24 protein-coding genes and 1 pseudogene are annotated in these 25,681 nt (G+C 69.4%); 5 read left to right on the forward strand and 20 right to left on the reverse strand.

What is annotated here, in order from left to right; all coding sequences use genetic code 11:
- Positions 1-114 precede the first annotated feature (114 nt).
- From FD678_RS09810 to FD678_RS09820, 3 genes are all read left to right on the forward strand, one after another.
- Positions 115-1,290, forward strand: coding sequence for a thiolase family protein (locus tag FD678_RS09810; protein WP_140722272.1), 1,176 nt, complete (start codon positions 115-117; stop codon positions 1,288-1,290).
- Between the two features lie 122 nt (positions 1,291-1,412).
- A complete protein-coding gene (locus FD678_RS09815; protein WP_140722275.1) occupies positions 1,413-1,754 on the forward strand; it encodes a hypothetical protein in 342 nt (113 codons plus the stop codon).
- Between the two features lie 158 nt (positions 1,755-1,912).
- Positions 1,913-2,245, forward strand: a complete 333-nt coding sequence (locus tag FD678_RS09820; protein ID WP_140722278.1) for a hypothetical protein — start codon at positions 1,913-1,915, stop codon at positions 2,243-2,245.
- 49 nt (positions 2,246-2,294) lie between these two features.
- Here FD678_RS09820 and FD678_RS09825 read toward each other — a convergent pair whose 3' ends face one another.
- The 9 genes from FD678_RS09825 to rlmD all read right to left on the reverse strand — a co-directional run bounded on the left by FD678_RS09825 (position 2,295) and on the right by rlmD (position 11,047).
- Positions 2,295-3,920, reverse strand: a complete 1,626-nt coding sequence (locus tag FD678_RS09825; protein ID WP_140722281.1) for an acyl-CoA dehydrogenase family protein — start codon at positions 3,918-3,920, stop codon at positions 2,295-2,297.
- A gap of 97 nt (positions 3,921-4,017) precedes the next feature.
- Positions 4,018-5,292: an FAD-dependent oxidoreductase gene (locus FD678_RS09830; protein WP_140722284.1), complete on the reverse strand. Its 1,275-nt coding sequence runs from the start codon at positions 5,290-5,292 to the stop codon at positions 4,018-4,020.
- A 67-nt stretch (positions 5,293-5,359) separates the two neighbouring features.
- Positions 5,360-5,566, reverse strand: a complete 207-nt coding sequence (locus FD678_RS09835) for a cold-shock protein (RefSeq protein WP_140722287.1) — start codon at positions 5,564-5,566, stop codon at positions 5,360-5,362.
- A 104-nt stretch (positions 5,567-5,670) separates the two neighbouring features.
- On the reverse strand, positions 5,671-6,417 hold the full coding sequence (locus FD678_RS09840) for an S-methyl-5'-thioinosine phosphorylase (RefSeq protein ID WP_140722290.1): 747 nt from the start codon (positions 6,415-6,417) through the stop codon (positions 5,671-5,673).
- 97 nt (positions 6,418-6,514) lie between these two features.
- Positions 6,515-7,069: a hypoxanthine-guanine phosphoribosyltransferase gene (locus tag FD678_RS09845; protein ID WP_140722293.1), complete on the reverse strand. Its 555-nt coding sequence runs from the start codon at positions 7,067-7,069 to the stop codon at positions 6,515-6,517.
- Positions 7,069-8,076, reverse strand: a complete 1,008-nt coding sequence (gene nagZ, locus FD678_RS09850) for a beta-N-acetylhexosaminidase (protein ID WP_140722296.1) — start codon at positions 8,074-8,076, stop codon at positions 7,069-7,071. The genes FD678_RS09845 and nagZ overlap by 1 nt, the downstream gene beginning before the upstream one ends.
- Positions 8,077-8,259: 183 nt before the next feature.
- Entirely contained in the window at positions 8,260-8,949 is a 690-nt protein-coding gene (locus FD678_RS09855; RefSeq protein WP_140722301.1) for a DsbA family oxidoreductase, read from the reverse strand.
- 41 nt (positions 8,950-8,990) lie between these two features.
- On the reverse strand, positions 8,991-9,491 hold the full coding sequence (locus FD678_RS09860; RefSeq protein ID WP_140722306.1) for a CYTH domain-containing protein: 501 nt from the start codon (positions 9,489-9,491) through the stop codon (positions 8,991-8,993).
- A gap of 221 nt (positions 9,492-9,712) precedes the next feature.
- Complete coding sequence (gene rlmD, locus FD678_RS09865) at positions 9,713-11,047, reverse strand: 23S rRNA (uracil(1939)-C(5))-methyltransferase RlmD (protein ID WP_140722309.1); 1,335 nt, start codon at positions 11,045-11,047, stop codon at positions 9,713-9,715.
- 159 nt (positions 11,048-11,206) lie between these two features.
- Here rlmD and FD678_RS09870 point away from each other — a divergent pair, with 159 nt between their 5' ends.
- Positions 11,207-11,908: a response regulator transcription factor gene (locus tag FD678_RS09870; protein ID WP_140722312.1), complete on the forward strand. Its 702-nt coding sequence runs from the start codon at positions 11,207-11,209 to the stop codon at positions 11,906-11,908.
- Between the two features lie 93 nt (positions 11,909-12,001).
- Here FD678_RS09870 and recO read toward each other — a convergent pair whose 3' ends face one another.
- The 9 genes from recO to rpoE all read right to left on the reverse strand — a co-directional run bounded on the left by recO (position 12,002) and on the right by rpoE (position 21,165).
- On the reverse strand, positions 12,002-12,760 hold the full coding sequence (gene recO / locus FD678_RS09875; protein ID WP_140724177.1) for a DNA repair protein RecO: 759 nt from the start codon (positions 12,758-12,760) through the stop codon (positions 12,002-12,004).
- Positions 12,761-13,139: 379 nt separating this feature from the next.
- Entirely contained in the window at positions 13,140-14,048 is a 909-nt protein-coding gene (gene era / locus FD678_RS09880; protein WP_140722315.1) for a GTPase Era, read from the reverse strand.
- Positions 14,045-14,725, reverse strand: a complete 681-nt coding sequence (gene rnc, locus FD678_RS09885) for a ribonuclease III (protein ID WP_140722318.1) — start codon at positions 14,723-14,725, stop codon at positions 14,045-14,047. Before rnc ends, era begins: the two co-directional genes overlap by 4 nt.
- Positions 14,715-15,095 (reverse strand): DUF4845 domain-containing protein, encoded by a 381-nt coding sequence (locus tag FD678_RS09890; protein ID WP_140722321.1) that lies wholly within the window; start codon positions 15,093-15,095, stop codon positions 14,715-14,717. Before FD678_RS09890 ends, rnc begins: the two co-directional genes overlap by 11 nt.
- Before the next feature lie 27 nt (positions 15,096-15,122).
- Positions 15,123-15,923 (reverse strand): signal peptidase I, encoded by an 801-nt coding sequence (lepB, locus tag FD678_RS09895; RefSeq protein ID WP_140722324.1) that lies wholly within the window; start codon positions 15,921-15,923, stop codon positions 15,123-15,125.
- Positions 15,924-16,028: 105 nt separating this feature from the next.
- Positions 16,029-17,822, reverse strand: coding sequence for a translation elongation factor 4 (gene lepA, locus FD678_RS09900; protein WP_218569694.1), 1,794 nt, complete (start codon positions 17,820-17,822; stop codon positions 16,029-16,031).
- A 197-nt stretch (positions 17,823-18,019) separates the two neighbouring features.
- A complete protein-coding gene (locus FD678_RS09905) occupies positions 18,020-19,573 on the reverse strand; it encodes a DegQ family serine endoprotease (RefSeq protein ID WP_140722330.1) in 1,554 nt (517 codons plus the stop codon).
- A gap of 102 nt (positions 19,574-19,675) precedes the next feature.
- Positions 19,676-20,530, reverse strand: coding sequence for a sigma-E factor negative regulatory protein (locus tag FD678_RS09910; protein ID WP_218569637.1), 855 nt, complete (start codon positions 20,528-20,530; stop codon positions 19,676-19,678).
- Between the two features lie 14 nt (positions 20,531-20,544).
- Complete coding sequence (gene rpoE, locus FD678_RS09915; protein ID WP_140722337.1) at positions 20,545-21,165, reverse strand: RNA polymerase sigma factor RpoE; 621 nt, start codon at positions 21,163-21,165, stop codon at positions 20,545-20,547.
- A gap of 235 nt (positions 21,166-21,400) precedes the next feature.
- On the opposite strand from rpoE, the gene FD678_RS09920 reads away from it, so the two are divergent.
- Positions 21,401-23,482: a 3-hydroxyacyl-CoA dehydrogenase NAD-binding domain-containing protein gene (locus FD678_RS09920; RefSeq protein WP_140722340.1), complete on the forward strand. Its 2,082-nt coding sequence runs from the start codon at positions 21,401-21,403 to the stop codon at positions 23,480-23,482.
- 271 nt (positions 23,483-23,753) lie between these two features.
- Here the strand turns inward: FD678_RS09920 and FD678_RS09925 are convergent.
- Both FD678_RS09925 and mmsB read right to left on the reverse strand, forming a co-directional pair.
- A pseudogene (locus FD678_RS09925) lies at positions 23,754-24,617 on the reverse strand (cation diffusion facilitator family transporter); the annotation flags it as partial.
- 117 nt (positions 24,618-24,734) lie between these two features.
- Entirely contained in the window at positions 24,735-25,622 is an 888-nt protein-coding gene (gene mmsB / locus FD678_RS09930; RefSeq protein WP_140722346.1) for a 3-hydroxyisobutyrate dehydrogenase, read from the reverse strand.
- Positions 25,623-25,681 lie beyond the last annotated feature (59 nt).

Raw genomic sequence — 25,681 nt, forward strand, 5'->3', positions numbered from 1 at the left:
ATGGTCGTCCGCGCAAAGCGCATCTATACGGCATCGCGCGCCGCTTGTCGCCGGTCTGGCAAGCCGGACGCCGCGCCCCGATAATCGGGAGATATTTCAAAACGGTATTCGTCCATGTCAGAGATCGTCATCGCCGCGGCCAAGCGCACCGCGATCGGTTCCTTCCTGGGTCAGTTCAACGGCGTCCCGACGCCGACCTTGGGCGCCGCCGTGATCCAGGCCGTGCTCGAACAGTCCGGCGTGCCGGCCGCGGATGTCTCCGAAGTGATCATGGGCTGCGTGCTGCCGGCCAACCTCGGCCAGGCGCCCGCGCGCCAGGCCGCGATCGCCGCCGGCATCCCGGTATCGGTCGGCGCCCTGACCATCAACAAGGTCTGCGGTTCGGGCATGAAGGCGATCATGCTCGGCCACGACCTGATCAAAGCCGGCTCGGCCAGCATCGTGGTCGCCGGCGGCATGGAGTCGATGAGCAACGCGCCGCACCTGCTGCCGAACTCGCGCACCGGCAACCGCTACGGCAACTTCCAGGCGGTCGACCACATGGCCTGGGACGGCCTCACCAACCCGTACGACGGCCTGGCCATGGGCGTGTTCGGCGAGAAGGCCGCCGAGAAGTTCGGCTTCACCCGCGAGCAGCAGGACGCCTACGCGATCGAGTCGGTCAAGCGCGCGCAGGCGGCGCAGTCCTCCGGCGCGTTCGACGACGAGATCGTTCCGGTCAAGGTCGCCACCCGCAAGGGCGAGGTGCAGGTCGCCACCGACGAGCAACCGGGCAAGTCCGACATCGCCAGGATCCCCACCCTCAAGCCGGCCTTCAAGAAGGACGGCACGGTCACCGCCGCCAGTTCGTCCAGCATTTCCGACGGCGCGGCCGCGACGCTGCTGCTGAGCGCCGAGGAAGCCGCTAGGCGCGGCATCGCGCCGCTCGCGCGCATCGTCGGCCACGCCACGTTCTCGCAGCAGCCGGAGTGGTTCACGACGGCACCGGTCGCGGCGATCGACAAGCTGGCCAGGCAGGTCGGCTGGTCGCTGGACGAGGTGGACCTGTTCGAGATCAACGAGGCCTTCGCGGTGGTCGCGATGGCGCCGATCAAGGAGCTGGGCCTCCCGCACGCCAAGGTCAACGTCAACGGCGGCGCCTGCGCGCTGGGCCACCCGATCGGCGCCAGCGGCGCGCGCCTGGTCGTGACGCTGGTGAATGCGTTGCGCAAGCGCGGTGGCAAGCGCGGAATCGCCACCCTCTGCATCGGCGGCGGGGAAGCGACGGCGATCGCCATCGAATTGATTTGACAAGGATTAATACCACCCTTTCAAACCTGAATGCGGGTGCCCTTGACACCCGTCTTGGGGTTGTCATCATGTTGGGGGCGCGCATTCGCGCGTTGCCTAACTAACGACGAGGATTGAGACAAATGAGCATCAACAAGCTGCTGATCGCGGGCGCCCTGGCTCTGGCCCTGGCTGCGTGCTCGAAGCCGGAACAGGCTCAGGACGCCGCTGCTTCGGCCAACCAGGCCGCTGCCGACGCCCAGGCCGCTGCCGACCAGGCTGCTGCCGCCGGCGCCCAGACCGCCGACGCTGCCCAGGCTGCCGCCGACACCGCCGCCACCGCTGCTGACACCGCCGCCGACGCCGCTGCTGCCGCCACCGGCGCTGCGACCGACGCTGCCGCCGGCCAGGCTGCTGACGCTGCCAAGGCTGCCGAAGGCACCGCCGAGCAGGCCAAGGACGCTGCCGAAGAAGCCAAGAAGTAATCACTTCTTCGCACTTCGCGAGTTCGGGAAAGCCGCTGGTCTCCAGCGGCTTTCTTTTTGCGCGTTGGCTGGCCATCAACGCGGCGCCGGCCGGCCTTGACGCCGGCTAGATCGATGGCCGCCTAGGCTGTCCCTGCCTTCATCCAACGGAGACAGCCATGAATGCGTTTCGCACCTTCCTCGCGGGTTCGCTGGTGGTGTTCGGCCTGGCCGCATGCAAGGGACCGGATGCCGAGCAGGCCAAGCGCGATGCCGCGTCCGCGGCCGAGCACGCCGCGGCGGCCACCCAGCAGGCGGCCAGCGATGCCGCGGACAAGGCCAAGGCCATGACGGCCGAATCGCGCGAGGCGCTGGGCCAGGCGGCCCAGGACGCCAAGGCCGCCGCCGCCGACGCCAGCCGCGCCACCGCCGAGGCGGCCGATGCCACCGCCGACAAGGCGCACGAGCTTGCCGACAAGGCCGAGCGCAGCGCGGACGAACAGAAGAACTGAAGACCGGCCCGGCCGACGCCGTGCCTGGCTCGCCAGGACGCGGCGTCGATCAGGGCAGCGCGCGCGCCAGCAGCTCCTTCGTGTCGGCCGATGCCAGCGTGCCGAAGGCGAGGCCATGGGCACGCTCCAGCCGGCTGCCGACGAACGCCGCCGCCGCTGGGCTTCCGGCACGCAGCAGCAGGGCCGCTTGCAGCGACAGCACCAGTTGTTCGCTGGCCGCGCGCGCATCGAACTCGCCGATGCCGCCGGCCAGCAGCGCACGGATGCGCTGCACGGCCTCGACATAGCGGACGTCGCGATCGCCGGCGGATTCCAGTTCGGCCAGCACCGCATCCACGCAGCCCGGTTCGCGCGCCAGCGCCCGCAGCACGTCCAGGCACTGGATGTTGCCGCTGCCCTCCCAGATCGAGTTCAACGGCGCCTGCCGGTACAGCCGCGGCAGCATCGACTCCTCGACGTAGCCGGCCCCGCCCAGGCATTCCTGGGCTTCGTTGACGAAGGCGGGCGCGCGCTTGCACAACCAGTACTTGCCCAGCGCGGTGGCGACCCGCGCGAAGGCGGCCTCGCGCGGGTCGCGCGGCGCCGCATCCACCGCCCGCGCCACGCGCAACGCGAACGCGGTGGCCGCTTCCGATTCGATCGCCAGGTCGGCGAGCACGTTGGCCATCAGGGGATGCTCGGCCAGGCGCCTGCCGAACGCGACGCGATGCCTGGCGTGGTGCAGCGCCTGCGCCAGGGCCATGCGCATCTCGGCGGCCGCGCCGAGCATGCAATCCAGGCGGGTCATCATCACCATCTCGATGATGGTCGCCACGCCGCGCCCCTCCTCGCCCACGCGCAACGCATGGGCACCGCAGAGTTCGACTTCGCTCGAAGCGTTCGACCAGTCGCCGAGCTTGTCCTTCAGCCGCATCAGCCGGAACGCGTTCTTGGTGCCATCGGGCAGTCGGCGCGGCATCAGGAAGCAGCCTAGTCCGCCCGGCGCCTGCGCAAGCACCAGGAATCCGTCGGACATCGGCGCGGAAAAGAACCACTTGTGCCCGACCAGCGCATAGCTGCCGTCGGCCTGCGGCGTGGCGACCGTGGCGTTGGCGCGCACGTCCGAGCCGCCCTGCTTCTCGGTCATGCCCATGCCCAGGGTGATGCCGGCCTTGCCGGCGATCGGCACCTCGCGCGGATCGTAGTGCGGCGCGGCCGCCTTGTCGGCCCATTCGCGCAGTGCCGGGAACTTCCGCAACACCGCCACGCCGGCATGCGTCATCGTCAGCGGGCAGCTGGTGCCCGCCTCGGCCTGGTGGTGCAGGTAGCTCAATGCGGCACGGGCGACGTGCGCGCCCGGCGCCGGTTCGTGCCAGGACAACCCGGCCACGCCGTGCTGCTTGGCCAGTTCCATCAACCGGTGGTAGGCCGGGTGGAACTCGACGCTGTCGATGCGGTGGCCATAGCGGTCATGCGTGCGCAGGCGCGGCCGGTCGCGGTTGGCATCGAAGCCGAGCCGGTAGATCTCGCCGCCGGCAAGCGCGCCGTAGGCCGCCAGCCGCGGCGCGAAGTCCGAGGCGCCCTCGCGCCCGACCGCCTCGCGCAGGACCGCGTCGTCGGCCCACAGGTCGCGCTCCTCGAACGGCGGCGGCTGGTTCTCCACTCGATGGGTCTCGAAGGCGGGCATCTCGTCCATGCGCAACTCCCAACTGGCTCGTGTCCCGATTGTCGCCGACGCGGGTGCGATGGCCATTGTGCGCTGCGTGCATCGCAGCGCACGGCTGGCGGAGCCGTCAGTCGGTTTCCGGCCGCGGCACGGCCGGGGACGCCCCGGGCAGGCATGGCGCATCCGTGAGCGCGGCCACGAATGCCTCGTCCAGGACGAGCCGGCCGAACCAGCCCCGCTGGGTACCGCTGAGCACGCGCAGCATGTGGCCGCGCCCGCCGGGCATGCGCCCCAGCGGCAGGAAGCCCAGGTCGCGGGCACGGGCGGCCAGGTCGCGCTCGGACTGGAACAACGGCGTCAGCCAACGGCTCCAGAACTGGTAGATCGTCACGTGCGCGCCCCGCTGCCGCTGGTAGCAAGCCAGCGCGGCATCCACGTCGCCCTCGCCTCGCAAGGCCTCGCACAGCGTCCAGGCGTCCATCAGCGCCATGTTGACGCCCTGCCCCAGCTGCGGGCTCATCGCATGCGCGGCATCGCCCGCCAAGGCCACGCGACCGCGGTACCAGCGTGCCACCACCGCATCGCGGTAACTGGCACGCGCCAGTTGCGTGTGCACGGTCACGCCCTGCAGCCGTTCGCGCGCCTGCGGCCAGATCGTCGCCACCTCGTCCAGCCATGCCGGCATGCCGCGCGCCTGCCATCCGTCGAAATCCTCGCGCGGCAGGCTCCAGAAGAAACTGAGTCGCGGCGTGGGGTCGCCCGGGCGCGTGCCGACCGGCAGCAACCCGATCATCTTGCGGGCGGCGACGTAGCGCTGCCGCAGTTCGTCGGCGAACGCCCAGTCGCCGCGCGGCAGCAGGCACCACAGCGCGCCCCACGGGTATGTGCGGTCCAGCTTCGTGGCCTGCACCTGGCCGCGCAGCGCCGAGGCCGAGCCGTCCGCGACGACGATCAGGTCGTAGGGGCCATGCCAGTGGCCTCCGCCATCGCGCAGGCGCCGCCGCTCATGGTCGATGGCGACGATCGGGGTACCGGCGTGCAGCCCGGCCCGCCCGCTCCAGGCCTGCTCCAGCACCGAGAACAAGGCGCCCCGCTGCATGCCCAGGCCGAACAGGCGCGCGTCGAGGTCGCTGTAGCGCATGTCCATGACGGCGCGGCCGCAAGGCGTCTCGCCGTACAGGCGCGCGACCGGCGCGCCATGCGCCAGCGCCTGCCGCAGCAGGCCCATCTTCCACAGCACCTGCAGCCCGGTCGGCTGCAGCAGGAATCCCGCCCCCACCGGCCCCGGTTCGGCGGCGCGTTCGAATACGTCCAGCCGATGTCCATCGCGCGCCAGCAGCACCGACAGCGCCTGGCCCGCCGTCCCGTAGCCGACGATCGCGATACGCAGTGGACGCTCCATGTCTTTCCGTTCCGCTCCCATAAAAAACCCCGCCGAAGCGGGGTTCAATGCACGATCAGGCGATGGATCAGCCGATCGGCGTGATATTCGAGGCCTGGGCGCCCTTCGGGCCTTGGGTCACGTCATAGCTGACCTTCTGGCCTTCCTGCAGGCTGCGGAAGCCCTTGGCGTTGATCGCGGAGAAGTGCGCGAAAACATCGGCGCTGCCGTCCTCCGGTGAGATGAAGCCAAATCCCTTGGCGTCGTTGAACCACTTGACGGTACCGTTCGGCATGGTGATGCGTGACCTTGTTTACAGTGAATTGGGTGGTGTGCGGCAAACCGCACACGCCGAGTATGCAAAGCTTATGCCCCGATGACAATCACCCCGAACGCAGGTCAACCGCGGGCAAGTTCGCCGATCAACTCGGGAAGCCCCGACGAAGCCGCTTCGACGTTCGCCAGCACTTCGGCCATCGTGATCTCTTGTGCATCGCCGCATCCGGCCGCCCAGTTGGCGACGATCGCCAGGCATGCGTATTCCAGGCCCAGCTCGCGCGCGAGCGCGGCTTCGGGCATGCCGGTCATGCCGACCAGGTCGCAGCCGTCGCGGCGCATCCGCGCGATTTCTGCAATCGTTTCCAGCCGCGGCCCCTGCGTCGCGCCATAGCATCCGTGCTCCACCGTCTTCACGCCGACTACACGCGCGGCGGCGATGACCTTGCTGCGGAACATCGGCGAGTACGGATGCCCGAAGTCGACGTGCACCACCTCGCTGCCCGGCTCCTCGCAGATCGTCGAAACGCGGCCCCAGGTGTAGTCGATCAGTTGGTCGGGGCACGCCAGCACGCGCGGGCCGAAGTGCTCGGTGATGCCGCCGACCGTGTTCAGCGCCAGCACGCGGGTCGCGCCGACCTGCTGCAACGCGGCCAGGTTGGCGCGGTAGTTGATCTTGTGCGGCGGGATCGAATGGCCTTCGCCGTGCCGGGCGAGGAACGCCACGCGATGCCCCAGCAGCGTGCCGACCCGCACCGGACCGGAGGGACTGCCGAAGCGGGTCTCGACCTGGTGGCTCTGCACGTCGTCGAGTTGGGCGAGCTTGTAGACGCCGGTGCCGCCGATGACGGCCAAGGAAATGGGAAGCATGTGTAGTTCGCGTCGCTGAGGAAAAAAGCCGGGCCCAAGGCCCGCCGGACCCGAAGGCCCCGGCGTTCGCCGGCGCCGCGGGTCCCGGTCCTTGTCTTTACTGCTTCATTGCATAGATCGCGGGGATGCCGCGCAGTTGCTCGCCGACGTCCATGCCGAACCCGAACACGTAGCGGTCCGGGACCTCCACGCCGAGGTAGTCGGCGGCGATGCCGGGCACGCAGCGGCCATGCTTCTTCACCGCGAGCACCGCCAGGCGCACGTCGGTGGCGCCCTGCTCCAGGCACCACTGGCGCACGCCCTGCAGGGTATAGCCTTCGTCGAGGATGTCGTCGACCAGGATCACGCGGCGCCCGAACAGCGCGGTGGCCGGACGATGCTTCCACACCAGCTCGCCTCCGACGGTCTCGCCGCGGTAGCGGGTCGCATGCAGGTAGTCGAACTGCACGTCCTGGCCGCGCGATCCCAGTTCCAGCGCAAGCTGGCCGGAGAACGGCAACGCCCCGTGCATGATCGTCAAGTACACCGGCACCTCGCCGCGGTAATCGCGGCTGATCTCGTCGGCGATGCGGGCGATGGCCGCGTCGATGGCAGGGCGGTCGATCAGCAGGTCGGCCTGGTCCAGGGCCTGGGGGATGGAAAGAGTGGGCATCAGGCGGTTTTTCCGAGTTGTTCCAGCAAACGGGATTGTGAAGCGGCATGCCGGCCGTCGGCCAACAGGCCGTCCCAGCCGAGGGCGCCGCGGCCGATCAGGCCGATCAGCGCGGCGGTATTGAGCTGGCGCCCGGCCACCGCGGCGAGCGCCTCGTCGACCAGCTCCGGGTGGCAGACCAGCACGGCGTCGCAACCGGCATCGAGGTGGGCGTGCACGCGCGCGGCGACGCCGCCGGCGCCGTGCGAGGCGGCCATGCCGATGTCGTCGGAGAACACCACGCCGCGGAAACCCAGCTCGCCGCGCAGGATGTCGCCGATCCAGCGCGGCGAGTAGCCGGCCGGTTCGGGCGCGACCTGCGGGTAGACCACGTGCGCCATCATCACCGCGTCGGCGCCGGCGCGGACGCCCTCGGCGAACGGGACCAGGTCCTCGCGCCGCAGCGCCTCCAGCGGCCGCGGATCGACCGCGACGTCGACGTGGGTGTCTTCCAGCACGGTGCCGTGCCCGGGAAAGTGCTTGAGCGTGGCGGCCATGCCGGCCTCGTGCATGGCCTCGACGTAGGCACGGGTGAACGCGGCCACGACCTCGGGGTCGGCACTGAAGGCGCGGTCGCCGATCGCGCGGTTGCCGCGCGCCAGGTCCACGACCGGGGCGAAGCTCAGGTCCACGCCGCTGGCACGCACCTCGCTGGCCATCAGCCAGGCATGTTCGCGCGCGAGCTGCAACGCCGCCTGCGGATCGCGCGTGTACAGCTCGCCAAAACCCTGCAGCGGCGGCAGCGCGCTGTAGCCTTCGCGAAAGCGCTGCACGCGGCCGCCTTCCTGGTCCACGCAGATCAGCTGCGGCAGGCGCGCCGCGGCACGGATCGCGGCCGTCAGCTCGACCACCTGGGCACGCGAGGCGAAATTGCGCTTGAACAGCACCACGCCGGCGACACAGTCGTGTTGCAGCCAGTCGCGCTCCTGGGCGGTGAGCTCGGTGCCGGCAACGCCGATCAACAACATGCAAGGTTCTCCGGGGACGCGCGGCGGATGGCGCAGCGCCGCATTGTCGCAGAAGCCAGGCCGGAACGTCCCCGGCAGGCGGTGTCCCGCCCGCCATGGCCGCATCGGCGATTCAGCGGTTCACGGACCGCCGCTGCGCGCGCGGAGCCCTGCCGGCGGTGCTGGCGGACGCGGTCCCGCGGCTCAGGCCTGGCAACCATCGGTCCCGCAGGCCTCTCCCTCGGGACCCGCCTGGGCTCCACCTTCCGCCGTGACCCTGGCCAGGATCTGGGCGAACGCCTCCGGCGGTTGCGCGCCTTGCACCAGGTAGCGGCCGTCGATCACGAAACTCGGCACGGCAGTGATCCCCAACGCCCGTGCCTGGGCCAGTTGGGCCTCGACCTCGGCGACTCCTTCGTCCGATGCGAACAGCGCGCGGACACGTTCCTCGCCGAGGCCGCCCGCGGCGCCGGCAGCGATCAGCGTGGCGATGTCGGCCAGGTTGCGGCCCTCGGCGAAATGGGCCCGGAACAGCGCTTCGGCCACCGCGTCGGCATCGCCCTCGCGCGCGGCCAGCCACAGCAACCGATGGGCCGGCAGCGTGGTCACCCGCACTTGGCCGCGGCCGAAGTCGAACGGCAGGCCCTCGGCACGCGCGGTGGCCTGGGTCTGGGCCAGGATCTGCTCGGCGCGTTCCTGGCCGCCGAACTTGGCGGCATACGCCTGCCGCAGCGGCACCGGCTCGGTGCCGGCCTCGGGATCGAGCTGGAACGCATGGAAGTGCACGTCCAGCGCCGGGGCGCCGGCCCCCAGCAATTCCACCCCGCGCTGGAAGCGGCGCTTGCCGATCCAGCACCAGGGACACACCACGTCGGACCAGATGTCGATTCTCATCGGTCCCATATGCGGGCGCCGCCCAGGCAGACAAGCCCGCCTCAGGCGCCTGCCGGGCCCCAGCTCGAGTACGGGCGCACCGCCAAAGCCAGGTTGTAGTAGCGCACGTCGTCGGTGACCTCCTCGCCCAGCCAGTCCGGCCGTTCGAACGACTCCCCGGCGTAGTCCAGCTCGATTTCGGCCACCACCAGCCCGGCGTTGTCCCCCAGGAACTCGTCCACCTCCCAGAGATGCCCGGCATGCCGGACCAGGTGGCGGCGCTTGTCGATCAGCCCGCCGACGCACAGCGCCAGCAGCGCGCGCGCGTCCTCGACGGGGATGGGATAGTCGAACTCCTGGCGGGTATGCCCCACCTCGCGCGACTTCAGGTTGAGAAAGGCCCGGTCGCCTTGGATGCGAACCCGCACCGAAGCCTTCTGTTCGCCGCGGTCCATCGCGCCGAGATCGTTGATGTAGCCCTGCGCCATCGGGACGACCTCGTGCGCGGCTGCGCGCCAGCCATCGCCGGTGACTAGGAATTTGCGTTCGATTTCCAGGGGCATGGGATTCTGGATTCTGGATTCTGGATTCTGGATTCGGGATTCGGGAAAAGCATTTTTGCCTGGGCTCGGCTGTGACGCGCCCTGATGCATCCTGCGGGGCTTTTGCTTCTTGCAGGAGGGACTTCAGTCGGCAAGCCGGTCGGGACCGAAGTCCCTCCCACAACGGCAATCCATCCGAGGCAGCCTTTTCCGGGTCCCGTACCCTCGGGTCCCGGACGACATCACGGCCGCTCGAACAACGCAATGCTTTCCACGTGCGCGGTATGCGGGAACATGTCCATCGCGCCGGCCGCCTTGAGCCTGAAGCCTTGTTCGTTGACCAGGTAACCGGCATCGCGCGCCAGCGAACCGGGATGGCAGCTGACGTAGACGATGCGGCCGAACTTCTTCAACGGCAGCTGCTTGAGCACGTCGATCGCGCCGGAGCGCGGCGGATCCAGCAGCAGCTTGTCGAAGCCCTCGCGCATCCAGGGCGCGCCACGCTGGTCCTGGGTCAGGTCGGCCGCGAAGAACCGGGCATTGTCCAGGCCATTGCGTGCGGCGTTCTCCTTGGCCCGCGCCACCAGTCCCGCGTCGCCTTCCACGCCGACCACCTCGCGCACGCCGCGCGCCAGCGGCAGGGTGAAGTTGCCGAGCCCGCAGAACAGGTCCAGCACGCGGTCCTCCGGGCCGGCATCGAGCAACGCCAGCGCGTGGGCGATCATCTTCTCGTTGAGCTTGGCGTTGACCTGGATGAAGTCCAGCGGACGGAACGCCAGTTCCACGTCCCAGTGCGGCAGCCGGAACGAGAGCGGCACCGGCTCGGCTTCCAGCGGATGCACGCTCTCCACCCCGCCCGGCTGCAGGAAGATCGCAAAGCCATGTTCCCGGCCGAACCGCGACAGCGCCAGGCGGTCGGCCTCGCTCAGCGGCTGCAGGTGGCGGAAGGTCAGCGCGATCGCCTCGTCGCCGGCGATGAACTCGATCTGCGGGATGTCGCGCTTGCCCTGCAGGCCTTCGACCAGTTCGGCCAGCGCCGATACCTTCTCGCCGATCCGGGGGATCACCGTATGGCAGACCGACAGGTCGGCGACGAAGCGCGGATCCTGCTCGCGGAAACCGACCAGCGTCTTGTCCTTCTTCTCGACCCGGCGCACCGAGAACCGGCCCTTGCGGCGGTAACCCCAGCTGTCGCCGGCCAGCACCGGCAGCACGGCCTCGGGGCTGACGTGGCCGATCCGCTCCAGGTTCTCCATCAGCACGCGCTGCTTGGCGACGATCTGCTTGCCCTCGTCCAGGTGCTGCAGCACGCAGCCGGCGCAGACGCCGAAGTGCGGGCAGCGCGGGGCGACGCGGTCCGGCGAGGCCGCCAGCACCTCGACCGTCCTGGCCTCGTCGAAATGGCGGCTGCGGGCGGTCGGCTCGGCCAGCACCGTCTCGCCCGGCAGCGCGCCGCTGACGAAGGTCACCTTGCCGCCCTCGCCGTCGCGGCGGGCCACGCCGCGGCCGTCGTGGCTCAGGTCGGTGATGTCGGTCTGGAAAGGGGTACGGTCGAAGCGGTTTCTGGATCTGGCCACGTGGCGGAACGGCTGCGGGCGGACAAAGGGCGCGTATTGTCGCAGAACCCGCCGGCGGGGCGCCCGGCGCCCGTTCATTGTCGTTTGTGCCAAGGAACGGCAAACTGCTCCCCGGCAGCGAACGCTAAGCTGCCGGAAGCTGACATGGAGGCAGCATCGATGGCACTGGAATCCACTCCCCGTCTCTTGCTGGTCGAAGACGACCCGATCAGCAGCGGTTTCTTCAGGATCGCGCTGGAAGCGCTGCCGGCCGAAGTCGACTGCTGCGACTCGAAAGCCTCGGCCCTGGCGCTGGCCGCCCACCACGACTACGACCTGGCCCTGATCGACGTGAACCTGCCGGACGGCAATGGCACGGAGCTGCTGGCTTCGCTGCGCGATGGCCACCAGCACCTGCCCGCCCTGGCGCATACCGCGGAACTGTCCGCCGACGCCCAGCGCGACCTGCGCGACAACGGCTTCCTCGACGTCCTGGTCAAGCCGCTCTCGACCGACCGGCTGCTGCAGGCGGTGCGCCGCGGGCTGACCCGGAGCCGCACCGCGGCGCTGGAGGCCACCTCGAGCGAGCACGACTGGGACGAGGACGCGGCGCTGCTCGCGCTCAACGGCCAGCAAGGCCACCTCGATGCGCTGCGCGAGCTGTTCCTGGCCGAACTGCCCGCCACCCGCGACGCGATCGTGTCCGCGCTGGAACTCGACGATACCCAGGCGCTGCGCAACCACCTGCACCGGCTGCAGGCCAGCTGCGGATTCGTCGGGGCGGCCCGGCTGGCAGGGGCGGTGCGGCAACTGCGCAACGATCCACGCTCGTCGCAGGCCCGCGCCGCCTTCCACGAGGCGGTGTCGGCACTTCTGCGCTGATCCCTGGTTCGGGTGAAAGCCTGTCGCCGCTCCTCCTCCGGAGCGGCCCCACGTCGCCGATCGACGGGAACGGTGTCTTCGCCGCCGCGGGGCTCAATCCGGCCCAGGCGCCTCCGGATCCCGCGTTCCCAATCCCGCATCCCGGCTCCACCCCAGCATCTCCCAGGACTTCAAGCCGCGGCCCCCGAGGTGGTGCATCAGCACGGCCCGCATGCTGCGCCGCAACCCGGCCATGTCGTCCGCGACCGGCCGCTCGTCGGCCGCCAGCGCCAGCAGCGCGCGTCCGGTCGCGCTCTCGTGGCGGTCCCGCGGTCCGCGCTCGCTCAGCAGGCGCCGGGGGCCGTCGGCAGGATCGAGCAGGTAGCGCGCCGCCGGATCGATCGGTGCCCCGTCCGCATCGTGCTGCAGGTCGAAACCGAAGCCCAGGATCTCCAGCAGGTCGCGCTCGAACCGGCGCAAGGTCCAGGCCAGGGTACCGGGGTCGGCCAGCCGCTCGCGCACCTGGCCGTAGAGCTCATGCAGCTCCGGCAGCGGGTCGTGGCGCGGGGCCAGCCGCAGCAGCAGTTCGTTGACGTAGAACCCCGCCAGCATCGCATCGCCGGCCAGGCGCGGCGCGGCGTCCAGGGCCTCGGCCTGCCGCAACTGGGCCAGCTCGCCGCGCTGCACCGCGCTGAATACGATCGCCTGCAACGGCTGCAGCGCCGCCCGCAGCGCCTGCTGCTTCGGCCCCTGCACGCCGCGAGCGATCAAGCCCAGCCGGCCATGCTCGCGGGTCAGCACCTCCACCAGCAGGCTGGTCTCGCGCCACGGCCGGGCATGCAGGACGAAAGCGGGCTCGTGCTCGATCAGCATGGGGATCTCGAGGGGCTCGGGGCTCGGGGCTCGGGGCTCGGGGCTCGGGGCTCGGGGCTCGGGGCTCGGGGCTCGGGGCTCGGGGAAGCATCTTTGCCCGAGTTTGAGTGTCAAGCGACCTGACGCTTTTTCTGCAGGTTTTTTTGCTTTCTGTGGGAGGGACTTCAGTCCCGACGGATGGCCGGCAAAGCCCTGTCGGGACTGAAGTCCCTCCCACAACGACGCCCGATCGAAGCGGGCTTGTCGTTTTGCCGGGCCACCAGTCCCCGTCCCTGGCTCCGGCTTCTCCGGTGAAGCCTGTCGGGGCTGAAACCCCTCCTACGGCAGCACTCGACCCGAAGCAGGCATTTCGAGTCCCTGGGCCCCGGCCGCGGGGGCCTCACTCGTACCCGAACGCCTTCAGCGCCGACTCGTCGTCCGACCAGCCCTCGCGCACCCGCACCCAGGTTTCCAGGAACACCTTCGCGCCGAACAGGCGCTCCATCTGCTGGCGCGCCTTGGCACCGATTTCCTTCAGGCGGGTGCCGCCCTTGCCGATCACGATCGCCTTCTGGCCCTCGCGCTCGACCCAGATCACCGCGCCGATCCGCAGCAGGTTGCCGTCCTCGGCGAAGCGCTCGATCTCCACCGTGGTCGCGTACGGCAGCTCCTCGCCCAACTGGCGCATCAGCTGCTCGCGGACCAGCTCGCCGGCCAGGAAGCGCTGGCTGCGGTCGGTGATCTCGTCCTCGCCGAACATCGGCGGCGCCTCGGGCAGCAACGCGAGCACGTCCTTGACCAGCGCTTCCAGGCCCTTGCGCTTGAGCGCCGAGACCGGGTGCACCGCCGCGAACGCGCGGCCCTCGCTGACCTGCGCCAGGAACGGCAGCAGCGAACTCTTGTCCTTGAGCCGGTCGACCTTGTTGACGATCAGCACCACCGGAATGCCGGCGTCGCTGAGCACGTTGTAGGCCAGCGTGTCCTCCTCGTCCCAGCGCCCGGCCTCGATCACCAGCAACGCCGCGTCGACGTCCTCCAGCGAGCCGCGCGCGGCCCGGTTCATCACCCGGCTCATCGCCGAGGCCTTGAACTTGCCCTGCTCGCGGTGCAGGCCCGGGGTGTCGACCAGCACGATCTGCCCGGCCGGGAAGGTCGCGATGCCCAGCAGGCGATGCCGGGTGGTCTGCGGCCGGTTGGAGACGATGCTGACCTTGGCGCCGACCAATGCATTGGTCAGGGTCGACTTGCCCACGTTGGGGCGACCGATCACGGCAACGCTGCCGCAACGATGGGAAGGATTGTCGCTCACTTGCTCGGATCCAGTTGGCGGATGAGGGCGGCCGCGGCCTGCTGTTCGGCGAGCCGGCGCGAGGTGCCCTCGCCCTCGGCCCGCAGCGGCGGATCGCCCAGGGTGCAGGCTACCCGGAAATGCTTGGCGTGGTCGTCGCCGCTCTCGGAAATCAGTTCATAGGCCGGCAGCGGCCGCTGCCGCGCCTGCAACCACTCCTGCAGCCGGGTCTTGGCGTCCTTTTCGGGCTTGCCGACCGGCAGCGCCGCCAGCGCGCCCTCGAACCACGGCAACACGACCCTGCGGCACGCCTCGAAGCCGGCGTCGAGGTAGATCGCCGCGACCACCGCCTCCACCGCGTCGGCGATGATCGAATCGCGACGGTGTCCACCGGACTTCATTTCGCCCGGCCCGAGCGTGAGCCGCTCGCCGAGCTGCAGTTCGCGCCCGATCGCGGCCAGCGAGGCCTCGCGCACCAACTCGGCCCGCGCCCGGGTCAACGCACCCTCGTCGGCCTTCGGCCAGCGCAGGTAGAGCGCCTCGGCGACCAGCAGGTTGACGATGCCATCGCCGAGGAATTCCAGGCGTTCGTTGTGCGGGGCCCCGGCGCTGCGATGCGTCAGGGCCTGCTTCAGCAGCTCCGGATCGGCGAACGCATGGCCGATCCGGTCGCCGCGCCGAACGGTCTTACTGCTCACCACCGCGCCTGGTCAGGTCCTGGGTGCTTTCGAACTTGCCGACCACGTCGAGGTTGCCGACCAGCGGACGGCGTACCTCGTAGGCCACCTTCATGCGCCAGCCCCCGTCGATGCGCTCGAACTTCACGTCGTCCTTCTTCACGTTCTCGGAGTAGTTGATGTACAGGCGGCGGAAGAACAGGTCCTGCACCTTGCCCGGGTCCATGTCGCCGCTGCCCGGCTCGTTGGCCAGGCTCTTCATGGCCGTGCGCACCGAGTAGTACTCCTGGTACATCGGGAACAGCTTCATGCCGATGTAGACGGCGAACCCCACCACCGCCAGCACCACCATGAACGACAACAGCGTCATCCCATCCTGATCGCGCTTCATACGTCTCCCCTGCACGCCCCAACGTGCTTATTGAATACCTGTCCCGATCCGCGACGGATCGAAACTCCCCTTGCAGAACCAGCCCTCGCAGTTCAGCCAGATCAGGAACGCCTTGCCGCGGAGGTTCGCCTCCGGCAGGAAATGCGTCTGGGTCCAGAACCGGCTGTCCTCGCTATTGTCGCGATTGTCCCCCATCACGAAATACTGGCCCGGCGGCACCACCCAGTCGCCCTGGCCGGCCGGATTGGCGCGGTCGATCCATTCCAGCACGGTGTGCGGGCGGCCCGGCAGGTCCTCGGTCAGCAGCGTGGTCCCGGTCATCTCGGCACCGCGGCCCTTGCCGATGTACTCGCCCTTGACCTGGTACTTCATCGGCTCGCCGTTGATGTACAGGGTATCGCCGTGGAACCCGATGCGGTCGCCCGGCAGGCCGACCACGCGCTTGATCCAGTTCTCGTCCGGTCGGTGCGGCGGCTTGAACACCACCACGTCGCCGCGCTTGGGCTCGCCGGTCGGGATGATCTTGGTATTGGTGATCGGCAGGCGGAAACCGTAGGCGAACTTGTTGACCAGGATGAAGTCGCCGATCAGCAGGTTCGGCATCATCGAACTGGACGGGATCTTGTACGGCTCGGCCACGAAGCTGCGCAGGACCAGCACCACCGCCAGCACCGGGAAGAATGCCTTGGAGTAGTCCACGATCGCCGGTTCGGTGTCGAGCAGACCCGCCTTGCTGGCGCGGCGCTTGGCGAGGAACAGCTTGTCCAGCAGCCAGATGAAGCCGGTACCCAGCGTGAGCACCACCAGCGCGATTTCAAACCATTTCATTCGGGTTCCTTCGGAACGGGATTCGGGAGTCGGGATTGGGGATTCGCAAGAGCGGGGTCGGCTTGCGCTTTTGCCAATCCCGACTCCCGAATCCCTAATCCCGTTTCACTTGTTGTCCATCTGCAACACGGCCAGGAAGGCTTCCTGCGGGATCTCCACGCGGCCGACCTGCTTCATCCGCTTCTTGCCTTCCTTCTGTTTCTCCAGCAGCTTCTTCTTGCGCGAAACGTCGCCACCATAGCACTTGGCCAGCACGTTCTTGCGCATCGCCTTGACCGTGGTGCGGGCGATGATCTGCGAGCCGATCGCGGCCTGGATCGCGACGTCGAACATCTGCCGCGGGATCAGGTCCTTCATCTTCTCGCACAGCTCGCGGCCGCGCCGGTCGGCATGGCTGCGGTGCGCGATCAGCGACAGCGCATCGACCTTGTCGCCGTTGATCAGCACGTCCACGCGCACGAACGGGCCGGCGTCGAAGCGCACGAAGCTGTAGTCCAGCGAGGCGTAGCCGCGGCTGACCGACTTGAGCTTGTCGAAGAAGTCCAGCACCACCTCGGCCATCGGCAGCTCGTAGCTGATCTGCACCTGGCTGCCGAGGTAGTTGATCCCCAGCTGGGTGCCGCGCTTTTCCTCGCACAGCTTGATGATGTTGCCGATGTACTCCTCGGGCGTGAGGATGTTGGCGCGGATGATCGGCTCGCGGATCTCCTCGACGTGGTTCACCGGCGGCAGCTTGGCCGGATTGTCCATCATCACGATCGAGCCGTCGGTCTTGAGCACCTCGTAGATCACCGTCGGCGCGGTGGTGATCAGGTCCAGGTCGTACTCGCGCTCCAGCCGCTCCTGCACGATCTCCATGTGCAGCATGCCGAGGAAGCCGCAGCGGAAGCCGAAGCCCATCGCCTCGGAGCTTTCCGGCTCGAAGCGCAGCGCCGCGTCGTTCAGGCGCAGCTTCTCCAGCGCCTCGCGCAGGTCCGGGTAATCCTCGGCATCGACCGGGAACAGGCCGGCGAACACGCGCGGCTGCATTTCCTGGAAGCCGGGCAGCGGCTTGGGCGCCGGATCGCCGGCCAGGGTCAGGGTGTCGCCGACCGGCGCGCCGTGGACGTCCTTGATCGAGGCGGTGACCCAGCCCACCTCGCCTGCGGACAGCTTCGGCAGCACCTTGCGCTTGGGCGTGAACACGCCCACCGCGTCGACCTGGTGGTTGCGTCCGGTGGACATCACCAGCAGCTTGTCGCCGGGCTTGATCTCGCCCTGCATCACGCGCACCAGCGAGACCACGCCCAGGTAGTTGTCGAACCAGGAATCGATGATCAGCGCCTGCAGCTTGTCGGTGTCGCGCGGCTGCGGCGGCGGGATGCGGTGGACGATGGCCTCGAGCACCTGCTCGACGTTCAGGCCGGTCTTGGCGCTGACCGCGACCGCGTCGGCGGCGTCGATGCCGATCACCGCCTCGATCTCGGCCTTGGCGCGCTCGGTGTCGGCGGTCGGCAGGTCGATCTTGTTGAGCACCGGGACCACTTCCAGGCCCTGCTCCACCGCGGTGTAGCAGTTGGCCACCGACTGCGCTTCCACGCCCTGGGCCGCATCGACCACCAGCAGCGCGCCTTCGCAGGCGGCCAGCGAGCGGCTGACCTCGTAGGAGAAGTCGACGTGCCCCGGGGTATCGATGAAGTTCAGGTGGTAGACCTGCCCGTCCCGCGCCTTGTAAGGCAGCGATACGGACTGGGCCTTGATGGTGATGCCGCGCTCGCGCTCGATCGGGTTGGAGTCGAGCACCTGCGCTTCCATCTCGCGGGCCTCGAGCCCGCCGCAGAGCTGGATGATGCGGTCAGCGAGCGTGGACTTGCCGTGGTCGACGTGGGCGATGATGGAGAAGTTGCGGATGTTCCGCATCGAATCGGATGACATGGAGGTGGGCGGCGGCGCAGCCGTCGTCAGGATAACGCCGCATTATCGCACGAGCGGCCCGGTGGCGCCCGCCCGGCCTGCCTGCAGGAGCGGGGCCGGCCGCGGCGGGGTCCGAGCGCCGTCCGCCGCAGCCGCTCCTGCGGCTGCGTGCCCGCCGCGGCCGCGGCGGGCACGGGGCGACATCAGCCGCCGGCCTTGATCGCCACGTAGCTGGTGGCCTGGCCGTTGGAGACCAGCAGCATCACCACGTCGCCCTTCTTGTAGCTGCCCAGCGCGCGATTCAGCTCGGCGACGCTCCCGACCGGGGTCCGGCCGACGCGCAGGATCGCCAGCCCCGGAGACAGCGGCGGCGTGGTGTTGCGGGCCTGGGAGCCGGTCACCGCGGCGATCCGCACGCCCTGCCCGGCCTCCAGCCCCAGCCGGCTGCGCTCGGCGGCGGTCATGTCCGCCACCTGCAGGCCGAGCAAGGCGATGCTGGCAGGCCCGGCCGAGGGGCCTTCGGCGTCGTCCTCGATGGACTTCGCCGGCCCCTTGCCATCGTCCAGCGCGGTCAATGTCACCGTCACCTCGCGCGGCTTGCCGTCGCGCAGGATACCCAGGCGCACCTTGCTGCCCGGCGCCATCAGGCCGATCATCGGCGGTAGGTCGCTGTAGGACTGAATGTCCTTACCGTTGACGCTGCGGATCACGTCGCCGACCTCGACCCCGGCCTTGGCCGCGGCGCTGCCCGGCGGCAGGTCGTTGACCAGCGCGCCGCGGCTGTCCGGCAGTCCCAGGCCCTGGGCCTTGAGCGAATCGATCGGGCCAACGGCCACCCCGAGCTGGCCGCGGGTGACGCGCCCGGTCGCCTTGATCTGCTCGGCGGCGCTGATCGCCAGGTCTATCGGGATCGCGAAGCTGATGCCCATGTAGCCGCCCGAGGCGGAAAAGATCTGCGAGTTGATGCCGACCACCTCGCCGCGCGTGTTCAGCAGCGGGCCGCCGGAATTGCCCTGGTTGATCGCCACGTCGGTCTGGATGAACGGCACGTAGCGCTGGTCGGCGTATGGATTGCTGCGCCCGGTGGCGCTGACGATGCCGGCGGTGACCGAATGATCCAGCCCGAACGGCGAGCCGATCGCGACCACCCACTGGCCGGCCTTGAGCGTATTGGAATCGCCGATGCGCACGGTCGGCAGGTTCTTGGCCTCGACCTTCAGCAGCGCCACGTCGTACTGCTCGTCGCTGCCGATCACCTTGGCCTTGAGCTCGCGGCCGTCGGACAGCTTCACCGTGACCTGGCTGGCGCCATCGATCACGTGGTGGTTGGTCAGCACGTAGCCGTCGGCGGAAATGATGAAGCCCGAGCCCATCGACTTGCCGGCGATATCGTCGTCATCGCCGCCGCCCTGGCCGCGGCGAGGCTGGCCCGGCATCGGGAAGTCCGGGCCGAAGAAACGGCGGAAGAACTCGGGGATCTGGTCGTCGTCCGGCAACTGCTGGCCGCGGCCGGAGCGGCGCATCATGTCCTTGCGCGTCACCGTGCTGTCGATGTTGACGACGCCGGGGCCGACCTGCTCGACCAGGTGGGTGAAGTCCGGCAACCCCGCCACCAGCTGCGGCGCCGGCGTCGTGCTGCGGTTCGTCGCGATCGGCGACGATGCGGGCGCCGGCGTCTCGGGCTGCTGGGCGCAGGCGGCCAGCGGCAGCGTCATCGCCAGCAGGCCGAACATCTGGTTGCGGATACGGGGATTCATCGGGGCATGCCTCCAATGGCAACAGTCGCAGACAAAGGGGTGCTCATGACCCACGCGGCGCGTGGGCGGCTCGGGATGCAACGGAGTGGACCGGAATCGCGGTTATGGCTGCGGCAACGGCGGCTCGGAGGGCCCGTTGACCGCCGGCTGCGCCGGCAGCCGCGGCTCGAACGGATAGAACGCCGTACCCGCCTGCGGTCGCGCGAAACTGGCATTGAGCGCGCCATCGCCGGAGATCACCGAACGCGGCCACGGCTTGGCCTGCAGGGTCGATGGATGCGCAAACGGATTGGCCGCGACCGGCAAGGGCTCCGTACCCGTCGCGAGGACAGGCGCCACCTGGGGCGTCGCCGCGGCGATCCGGCGTTCCGGCTCCTGCGCCCGCGCCGCCACGCTGCGCGCGGCCTGCTGGTTGCGCGTGGCGCCGCCGTTGCGCCGCTGCGCCGCCGCGTCCTGGCGCCGGGCCGAGGCCAACGCGACCGCCGGCACCGCGGCCACCGCATCGGCCAGCGTGCCATCGGGAGCGGCCGGTGCGGCCGGGCTGGCCGGCATCTGCGCCGTCGTGGCGACCACCTTCACCGGCTCGGCGGCCGGGGCGGCCTCGTCGGGCAGTCGTTCGCGCGCCATGAACAGCGCCAGCGCCGCCACCGATGCGGCGATCGCCGCACCGCCGCCCCAGCGCCAGCCGGGACGGGCCTTGCGACCGGCATCCGCCAGCGGCAGGGGTTCGGCCGCCACCGCCGCGCGCACCCGCGCGGCGAATTCGGCCGGGGCCGGCGCGCAGGCCGCGCCGCGCAGCACATCGCCGAGCAACTGCCAGCGCTCGTGGCAACCGGACAGCTCCTCGTCGTGTTCCAGGCGGCGCAGCAGGAAACGGCTCTCGTCCGCCGCCAGCTCGCCATCGATCAGCGCGGACAACTGCTGCCGGTAATGGATTTCGAACTTGTCGTTGGTCATGGACGGGTTATGGCTCATACACGATGTCGCTCACGGGTCGCACTGACGGTTTCGAGCAGGGGACGCAGCTCGGCATCGATGGCTTCGCGCGCCCGGAAGATGCGCGAACGCACCGTACCGATCGGGCACCCCATCTTCTGCGCGATGTCCTCGTAACTCATGCCCTCCACCTCGCGCAGGGTGATCGCCTCGCGCAATTCCTCGGGCAAGGCTTGGACCGCGCGCATCACGGTTTGTTCCAGCTCCTGACGCATCAGTTCATGCTCCGGGGTGTCGCTGTCGCGCAACCGCGCCGCCCCGTCGAACTGCTCGGCATCGGCGACGTCGATGTCGTCGGTGGGCGGGCGGCGGTTGTGCGCGACCAGGTGGTTCTTGGCGGTGTTCACGGCGATACGGTGCAACCATGTATAGAACTGGCTGTCGCCCCGGAAGTTCCCGATCGCGCGGTAGGCGCGGATGAAGGTTTCCTGGGCCACGTCCTGGCACTCGCTCCAGTCGGCGATGTAGCGCCCGATGAGGGCGACGATCCGGTGCTGGTACTTGCGCACCAGCACGTCGAAAGCCGCACTCTCGCCGCGCTGCACGCGCCGGACCAGTTCCAGGTCCAGCTCCTGTGGTGTTTCGACTTCGGCCATGTCGGGCCGCACTCCTGTCGCCCGAACGAGGTCGGGCGTTGTGACCGCTGTTGGATGGAAAAGTTCAGTCGCCCGCCAGCGGCGACCGTCCCAAGGTTAACGGGCGTTACGGAAGCCTGGGAAATATCCGGCCCCGCCGCGCGCACGCTTCCCTACCCCTTATGGGATTTGACGTGAAGGAAACAACCTCTGGATGATAACGGGCCTTTCCATACATATCCGGATGGACCGACCCATGCTCTCAGGCTTCGATGGGCTCCGATTCAGTCACTGGCAGGCCGAGATCCGCGACGACGGCGTCGTGGTGCTGAGCCTGGACCGCCAGGACGCGCCGGTCAACGCGTTTTCCCAGGACGTGCTGCTGGAACTGGGCGATATCCTCGAGCGTATCGCCATCGACCCGCCCAAGGGCGTGGTGATCCGTTCGGCCAAGGCGAATGGCTTCATCGCCGGCGCCGACCTGAAGGAATTCCAGGAATACGACCGCCGCGGCACGGTGGACGACGCGATCCGCCGCGGCCAGGCCGTGTTCCAGAAACTCGCCGAACTGCCCTGCCCGACCGTGGCCGCGATCCACGGCTTCTGCATGGGCGGCGGCACCGAGATCGCGCTGGCCTGCGACTACCGCATCGCCAGCGACGCCCCGTCCACCCGCATCGGCCTGCCGGAGACCAAGCTCGGCATCTTCCCGGGCTGGGGCGGCAGCGCGCGCCTGCCGCGCCTGGTCGGCGCGCCGGCGGCCATGGACCTGATGCTCACCGGCCGCAGCGTCTCGGCCGGCGCCGCCCGGGCCATGGGGCTGGTCGACAAGGTGGCGCCCCCGGCGGTGCTGCTCGACGGCGCCATCGCGCTGGCGCTCTCCGGTTCGACGCGCCCGGTCAAGCAGCGCCTGCTCGGCTGGGCGACCAACACCTGGATCGCCCGCAAGATCCTCGCACCGCAGATGACCAAGCAGGTCGCGCGCAAGGCGAAGAAGGAACACTACCCGGCCCCCTACGCCCTGATCGGCACCTGGGAGCGCGCCGGCGGCAGCGGCATCCAGGCGCGCCTGGACGCGGAGCGCCGCGCGGTGGTCAAGCTCGCAGGCACCCCGACCGCACGCAACCTGATCCGCATCTTCTTCCTGACCGAACGCCTGAAGGGCCTGGGCGGCAAGGACGGCGGCGGCATGCCGTCGCCGGGCATCAAGCACGTGCACGTGATCGGCGCCGGCGTGATGGGCGGCGACATCGCGGCCTGGTCCGCCTACAAGGGCTTCGAGGTGACGCTGCAGGATCGCGAGCAGCGCTTCATCGACGGTGCGCTGTCGCGCGCGCAGGAGCTGTTCGCCAAGAAGGTCAAGGACGAGAGCAAGCGCCCCGTCGTGGCCGCAAGGCTGAAGAGCGACCTGGCCGGGGACGGCGTCGCGCAGGCCGACCTGGTGATCGAGGCGATCATCGAGAACCCGGAAGCCAAGCGCGAGCTGTACCAGTCCGTGGAGCCCCGCCTGAAGCCGGACGCGCTATTGACCACCAACACGTCCTCGATCCCGCTGGTCGAGCTGCGCGAACACATCGCGCGGCCCGGCCAGTTCGCGGGCCTGCACTACTTCAACCCGGTCGCGCTGATGCCGCTGGTGGAGATCGTCCAGCACGACGGCCTCGATCCGGCCAACGTCCAGCGCCTGGCCGCCTTCTGCAAGGCGCTGGACAAGTTCCCGGTGCCCGTGGCCGGCACCCCGGGCTTCCTCGTCAACCGCGTGCTGTTCCCGTACATGCTGGAGGCCGCCACCGCGTACGCCGAGGGCATCCCGGGCCCGGTGATCGACAAGGCCGCCGTGAAGTTCGGCATGCCGATGGGCCCGATCGAACTGATCGACACGGTGGGCCTGGACGTGGCCGCCGGCGTCGGCGAGGAACTGGCGCCGTTCCTGGGCCTGCAGATCCCGGCCGCGCTGCAGACCGTCGAGCCGGGCAAGCGCGGCAAGAAGGACGGCCAAGGCATCTACAAGTGGGAGAACGGCAAGCCCGTCAAGCCCGAGGTGCCTGCCGACTACAAGGCCCCGGAGGACCTGGAAGACCGCTTGATCCTGCCGTTGCTCAACGAAGCCGTCGCCTGCCTGCACGAAGGCGTGGTCGCCGACGCCGACCTGCTCGATGCCGGCGTGATCTTCGGCACCGGCTTCGCCCCGTTCCGCGGCGGCCCGATCCAGCACATCCGCGCGACCGGCGCCGATGCACTGCTCGCCCGCCTGAAGGCCCTGCAAAGCCGCCACGGCGAACGCTTCGCGCCGAGGCCGGGCTGGGACTCGCCGGTGTTGCGCGAACCGGTGGTCTAGCGCATCGTGCATGCGTCATCCCGATAGGCGATGGCAGGTTCACCGGATTGGGCGAAACGAAAAACGGAGCCGCGGGGCTCCGTTTTTCGTTTTGCATCGGCAGACGCTTCCCCTATCGGTGCACGGGACCGTGATGCCCCTGGGCATCTGCTGCGCCATGCCCATGCCCATGCCCATGCCCATGCCCATGGTCGTGGTCGTGGTCGTGGTCGTGATCGTGGTCGTGGCGATGTTCGCCGGGCCGGCCGACGCTGCAGGCATCGCCGCAGTGGTCCGCTTCGACCTGCAGGGTCACGTGGTCGATCTCGAAGCGCTCGTGCAGTCTCTGCCCGAGTTGGCGTCGCAGCAGGTCGGCATCGCCGCCCTCTGCCATCACCACATGGGCGGTGAGCGCCGGCGTGCTCGAAGCCAGCGCCCATACATGCAGGTCATGCACGTCCAGCACCCGCTCGTGCGCGCACAGCTCCGCGCGGACGGCATCCAGGTCCACGCCCTTGGGCACGCCTTCGAGCAGCACGTTGATCGCTTCGCGCAGCAACACCCAGGTGCGGGGCAGCACCCACAGGCCGATCAACACAGCCAGGATCGGGTCGATCACCTGCCAGCCAGTGAAGCGGATCAGCAGCGCGCCGATGATGACGGCCACCGAGCCGAGCATGTCGCTCCACACTTCCAGGTAGGCGCCCTTGACGTTCAGGCTTTCGCCGCTACCGGCCTGCAATAGCCGCATCGCGATGAGGTTGACCACCAGGCCCAGCGCGGCGATGAGCAGCATGCCGGTGGAAGCGATCGGCTGCGGCTCGCGGAAGCGCTGCACCGCCTCCCAAAGAATGTAGGCGCCCACCGCGAACAGCAGCGCGCCGTTGGCCAAGGCGCCAAGCGCTTCCAGGCGGGCGTAGCCGTAGGTGCGGCGCGCATCGGGCGGGCGGCGGCTCAGCCGCACCGCGAGCAGCGCGATCATCAAGCCCAGCGTGTCGGTCGCCATGTGCGCCGCGTCGGAGAGCAAGGCCAGGCTGTTGGTGATGAACGCGCCGGCGATCTCGGCCGCCATGAAGCCGCCGGTCAGGCCCAGCGCCCACCAGAGCGGCTTCTCGTGGCGGATCGTGCTCGGCGCGTGGCTGTGGTCGTGTCCCATCGTCTTGGCCCTGCTGGATGCGCGCACCTTATGCGCAGCCGCGAGCGGAGACTATTACACCCTCGATGCCCGGCTCGGGCATCGATGCATGTCCCGGGCCGGGCAGGCACGGCCCGTCTACGGGGACGCCACCAGCTTGACCACGCTGGAGAAGTCCAGCTTGCCGTTGCCGGCACGGCTGTTCATGGCGTAGAGGTTGCGTGCCAGCTCGCCGAGCGGGATCGAAGCGCCGGTGCTCATCGCCGCTTCGACCGCCAAACCCAGGTCCTTGAGCATCAGGTCGTTGCCGAAACCGCCGCTGTAGCCGCGCGAAGCCGGCGCATTCTCGAGCACGCCCGGCCACGGGTTGCACACCTCGGTGGCCCAGCTGCGGCCGGTGCTGACCGCCATCATCTGCGACAGCACCTTGGGATCGAGCCCGTGCGCGACGCCCAGTGCGATCGCCTCGCCGGTCACCGCCATGATCACGCCCAGCGCCATGTTGTTGCACAGCTTGGCGACCTGCCCGGCGCCGCTGTCGCCGACATGGAAGATGTTCTTGCCCATGGATTGCAGGACCGGGCGCGCGCGCTCCAGCGCGGAGGCCTCGCCCCCGACGATGAACGTCAGCGTGCCGGCAGCGGCGCCGGCGGTACCTCCCGAGACCGGGGCGTCGATCATCTGCAGGCCGCGCGACTGGGCGGCGGCGGCAACCTTGCGGGCGGTCGCAGGCGCGATGGTGCTGCAGTCGATCACCAGCGCACCGGCGGGAATGCCCGCGAGAATGCCATCGTCGCCCAGGTAGAGGCCCTCGACGTGGCGGCTGGCCGGCAGCATCGAGATCACCACCTCGGCGCCTTCCAGCGTGGCCTGCGCCGAACCGGCGGCCGATGCGCCCGCGGCGACCGCGGCGTCCAGCGCGGCCGGCACCAGATCGTAGGCATGCACCGCATGGCCGGCCTTGACGAGATTGGCGGCCATGGGGCCGCCCATGTTGCCCAGTCCGATGAAAGCGATACGGCTCATTGGTTCAGCCCTCCTGATAGGTGATGTCAGTTTGCCGATTGCGGAAGCGGCTGGCTGCC

Origin of the sequence: Pseudomonas sp. Hp2 (genome assembly GCF_006386585.1) — a bacterium.
GTDB classification, from domain to species: Bacteria; Pseudomonadota; Gammaproteobacteria; order Xanthomonadales; family Xanthomonadaceae; genus Pseudomonas_S; species Pseudomonas_S boreopolis.

Bases quoted from the DNA above. Each gene is read 5' to 3' on its own strand.
- FD678_RS09810 (WP_140722272.1), top strand. From the start codon at position 115: ATGTCAGAGATCGTCATCGCCGCGGCCAAGCGCACCGCGATCGGTTCC.
- FD678_RS09815 (WP_140722275.1), top strand. From the start codon at position 1,413: ATGAGCATCAACAAGCTGCTGATCGCGGGCGCCCTGGCTCTGGCCCTG.
- FD678_RS09820 (WP_140722278.1), top strand. From the start codon at position 1,913: ATGAATGCGTTTCGCACCTTCCTCGCGGGTTCGCTGGTGGTGTTCGGC.
- FD678_RS09825 (WP_140722281.1), bottom strand. From the start codon at position 3,920: ATGGACGAGATGCCCGCCTTCGAGACCCATCGAGTGGAGAACCAGCCG.
- FD678_RS09830 (WP_140722284.1), bottom strand. From the start codon at position 5,292: ATGGAGCGTCCACTGCGTATCGCGATCGTCGGCTACGGGACGGCGGGC.
- FD678_RS09835 (WP_140722287.1), bottom strand. From the start codon at position 5,566: ATGCCGAACGGTACCGTCAAGTGGTTCAACGACGCCAAGGGATTTGGC.
- FD678_RS09840 (WP_140722290.1), bottom strand. From the start codon at position 6,417: ATGCTTCCCATTTCCTTGGCCGTCATCGGCGGCACCGGCGTCTACAAG.
- FD678_RS09845 (WP_140722293.1), bottom strand. From the start codon at position 7,069: ATGCCCACTCTTTCCATCCCCCAGGCCCTGGACCAGGCCGACCTGCTG.
- nagZ (WP_140722296.1), bottom strand. From the start codon at position 8,076: ATGTTGTTGATCGGCGTTGCCGGCACCGAGCTCACCGCCCAGGAGCGC.
- FD678_RS09855 (WP_140722301.1), bottom strand. From the start codon at position 8,949: ATGAGAATCGACATCTGGTCCGACGTGGTGTGTCCCTGGTGCTGGATC.
- FD678_RS09860 (WP_140722306.1), bottom strand. From the start codon at position 9,491: ATGCCCCTGGAAATCGAACGCAAATTCCTAGTCACCGGCGATGGCTGG.
- FD678_RS09870 (WP_140722312.1), top strand. From the start codon at position 11,207: ATGGCACTGGAATCCACTCCCCGTCTCTTGCTGGTCGAAGACGACCCG.
- recO (WP_140724177.1), bottom strand. From the start codon at position 12,760: ATGCTGATCGAGCACGAGCCCGCTTTCGTCCTGCATGCCCGGCCGTGG.
- FD678_RS09890 (WP_140722321.1), bottom strand. From the start codon at position 15,095: ATGAAGCGCGATCAGGATGGGATGACGCTGTTGTCGTTCATGGTGGTG.
- lepB (WP_140722324.1), bottom strand. From the start codon at position 15,923: ATGAAATGGTTTGAAATCGCGCTGGTGGTGCTCACGCTGGGTACCGGC.
- lepA (WP_218569694.1), bottom strand. From the start codon at position 17,822: ATGCGGAACATCCGCAACTTCTCCATCATCGCCCACGTCGACCACGGC.
- FD678_RS09905 (WP_140722330.1), bottom strand. From the start codon at position 19,573: ATGAATCCCCGTATCCGCAACCAGATGTTCGGCCTGCTGGCGATGACG.
- FD678_RS09910 (WP_218569637.1), bottom strand. From the start codon at position 20,530: ATGACCAACGACAAGTTCGAAATCCATTACCGGCAGCAGTTGTCCGCG.
- rpoE (WP_140722337.1), bottom strand. From the start codon at position 21,165: ATGGCCGAAGTCGAAACACCACAGGAGCTGGACCTGGAACTGGTCCGG.
- FD678_RS09920 (WP_140722340.1), top strand. From the start codon at position 21,401: ATGCTCTCAGGCTTCGATGGGCTCCGATTCAGTCACTGGCAGGCCGAG.
- mmsB (WP_140722346.1), bottom strand. From the start codon at position 25,622: ATGAGCCGTATCGCTTTCATCGGACTGGGCAACATGGGCGGCCCCATG.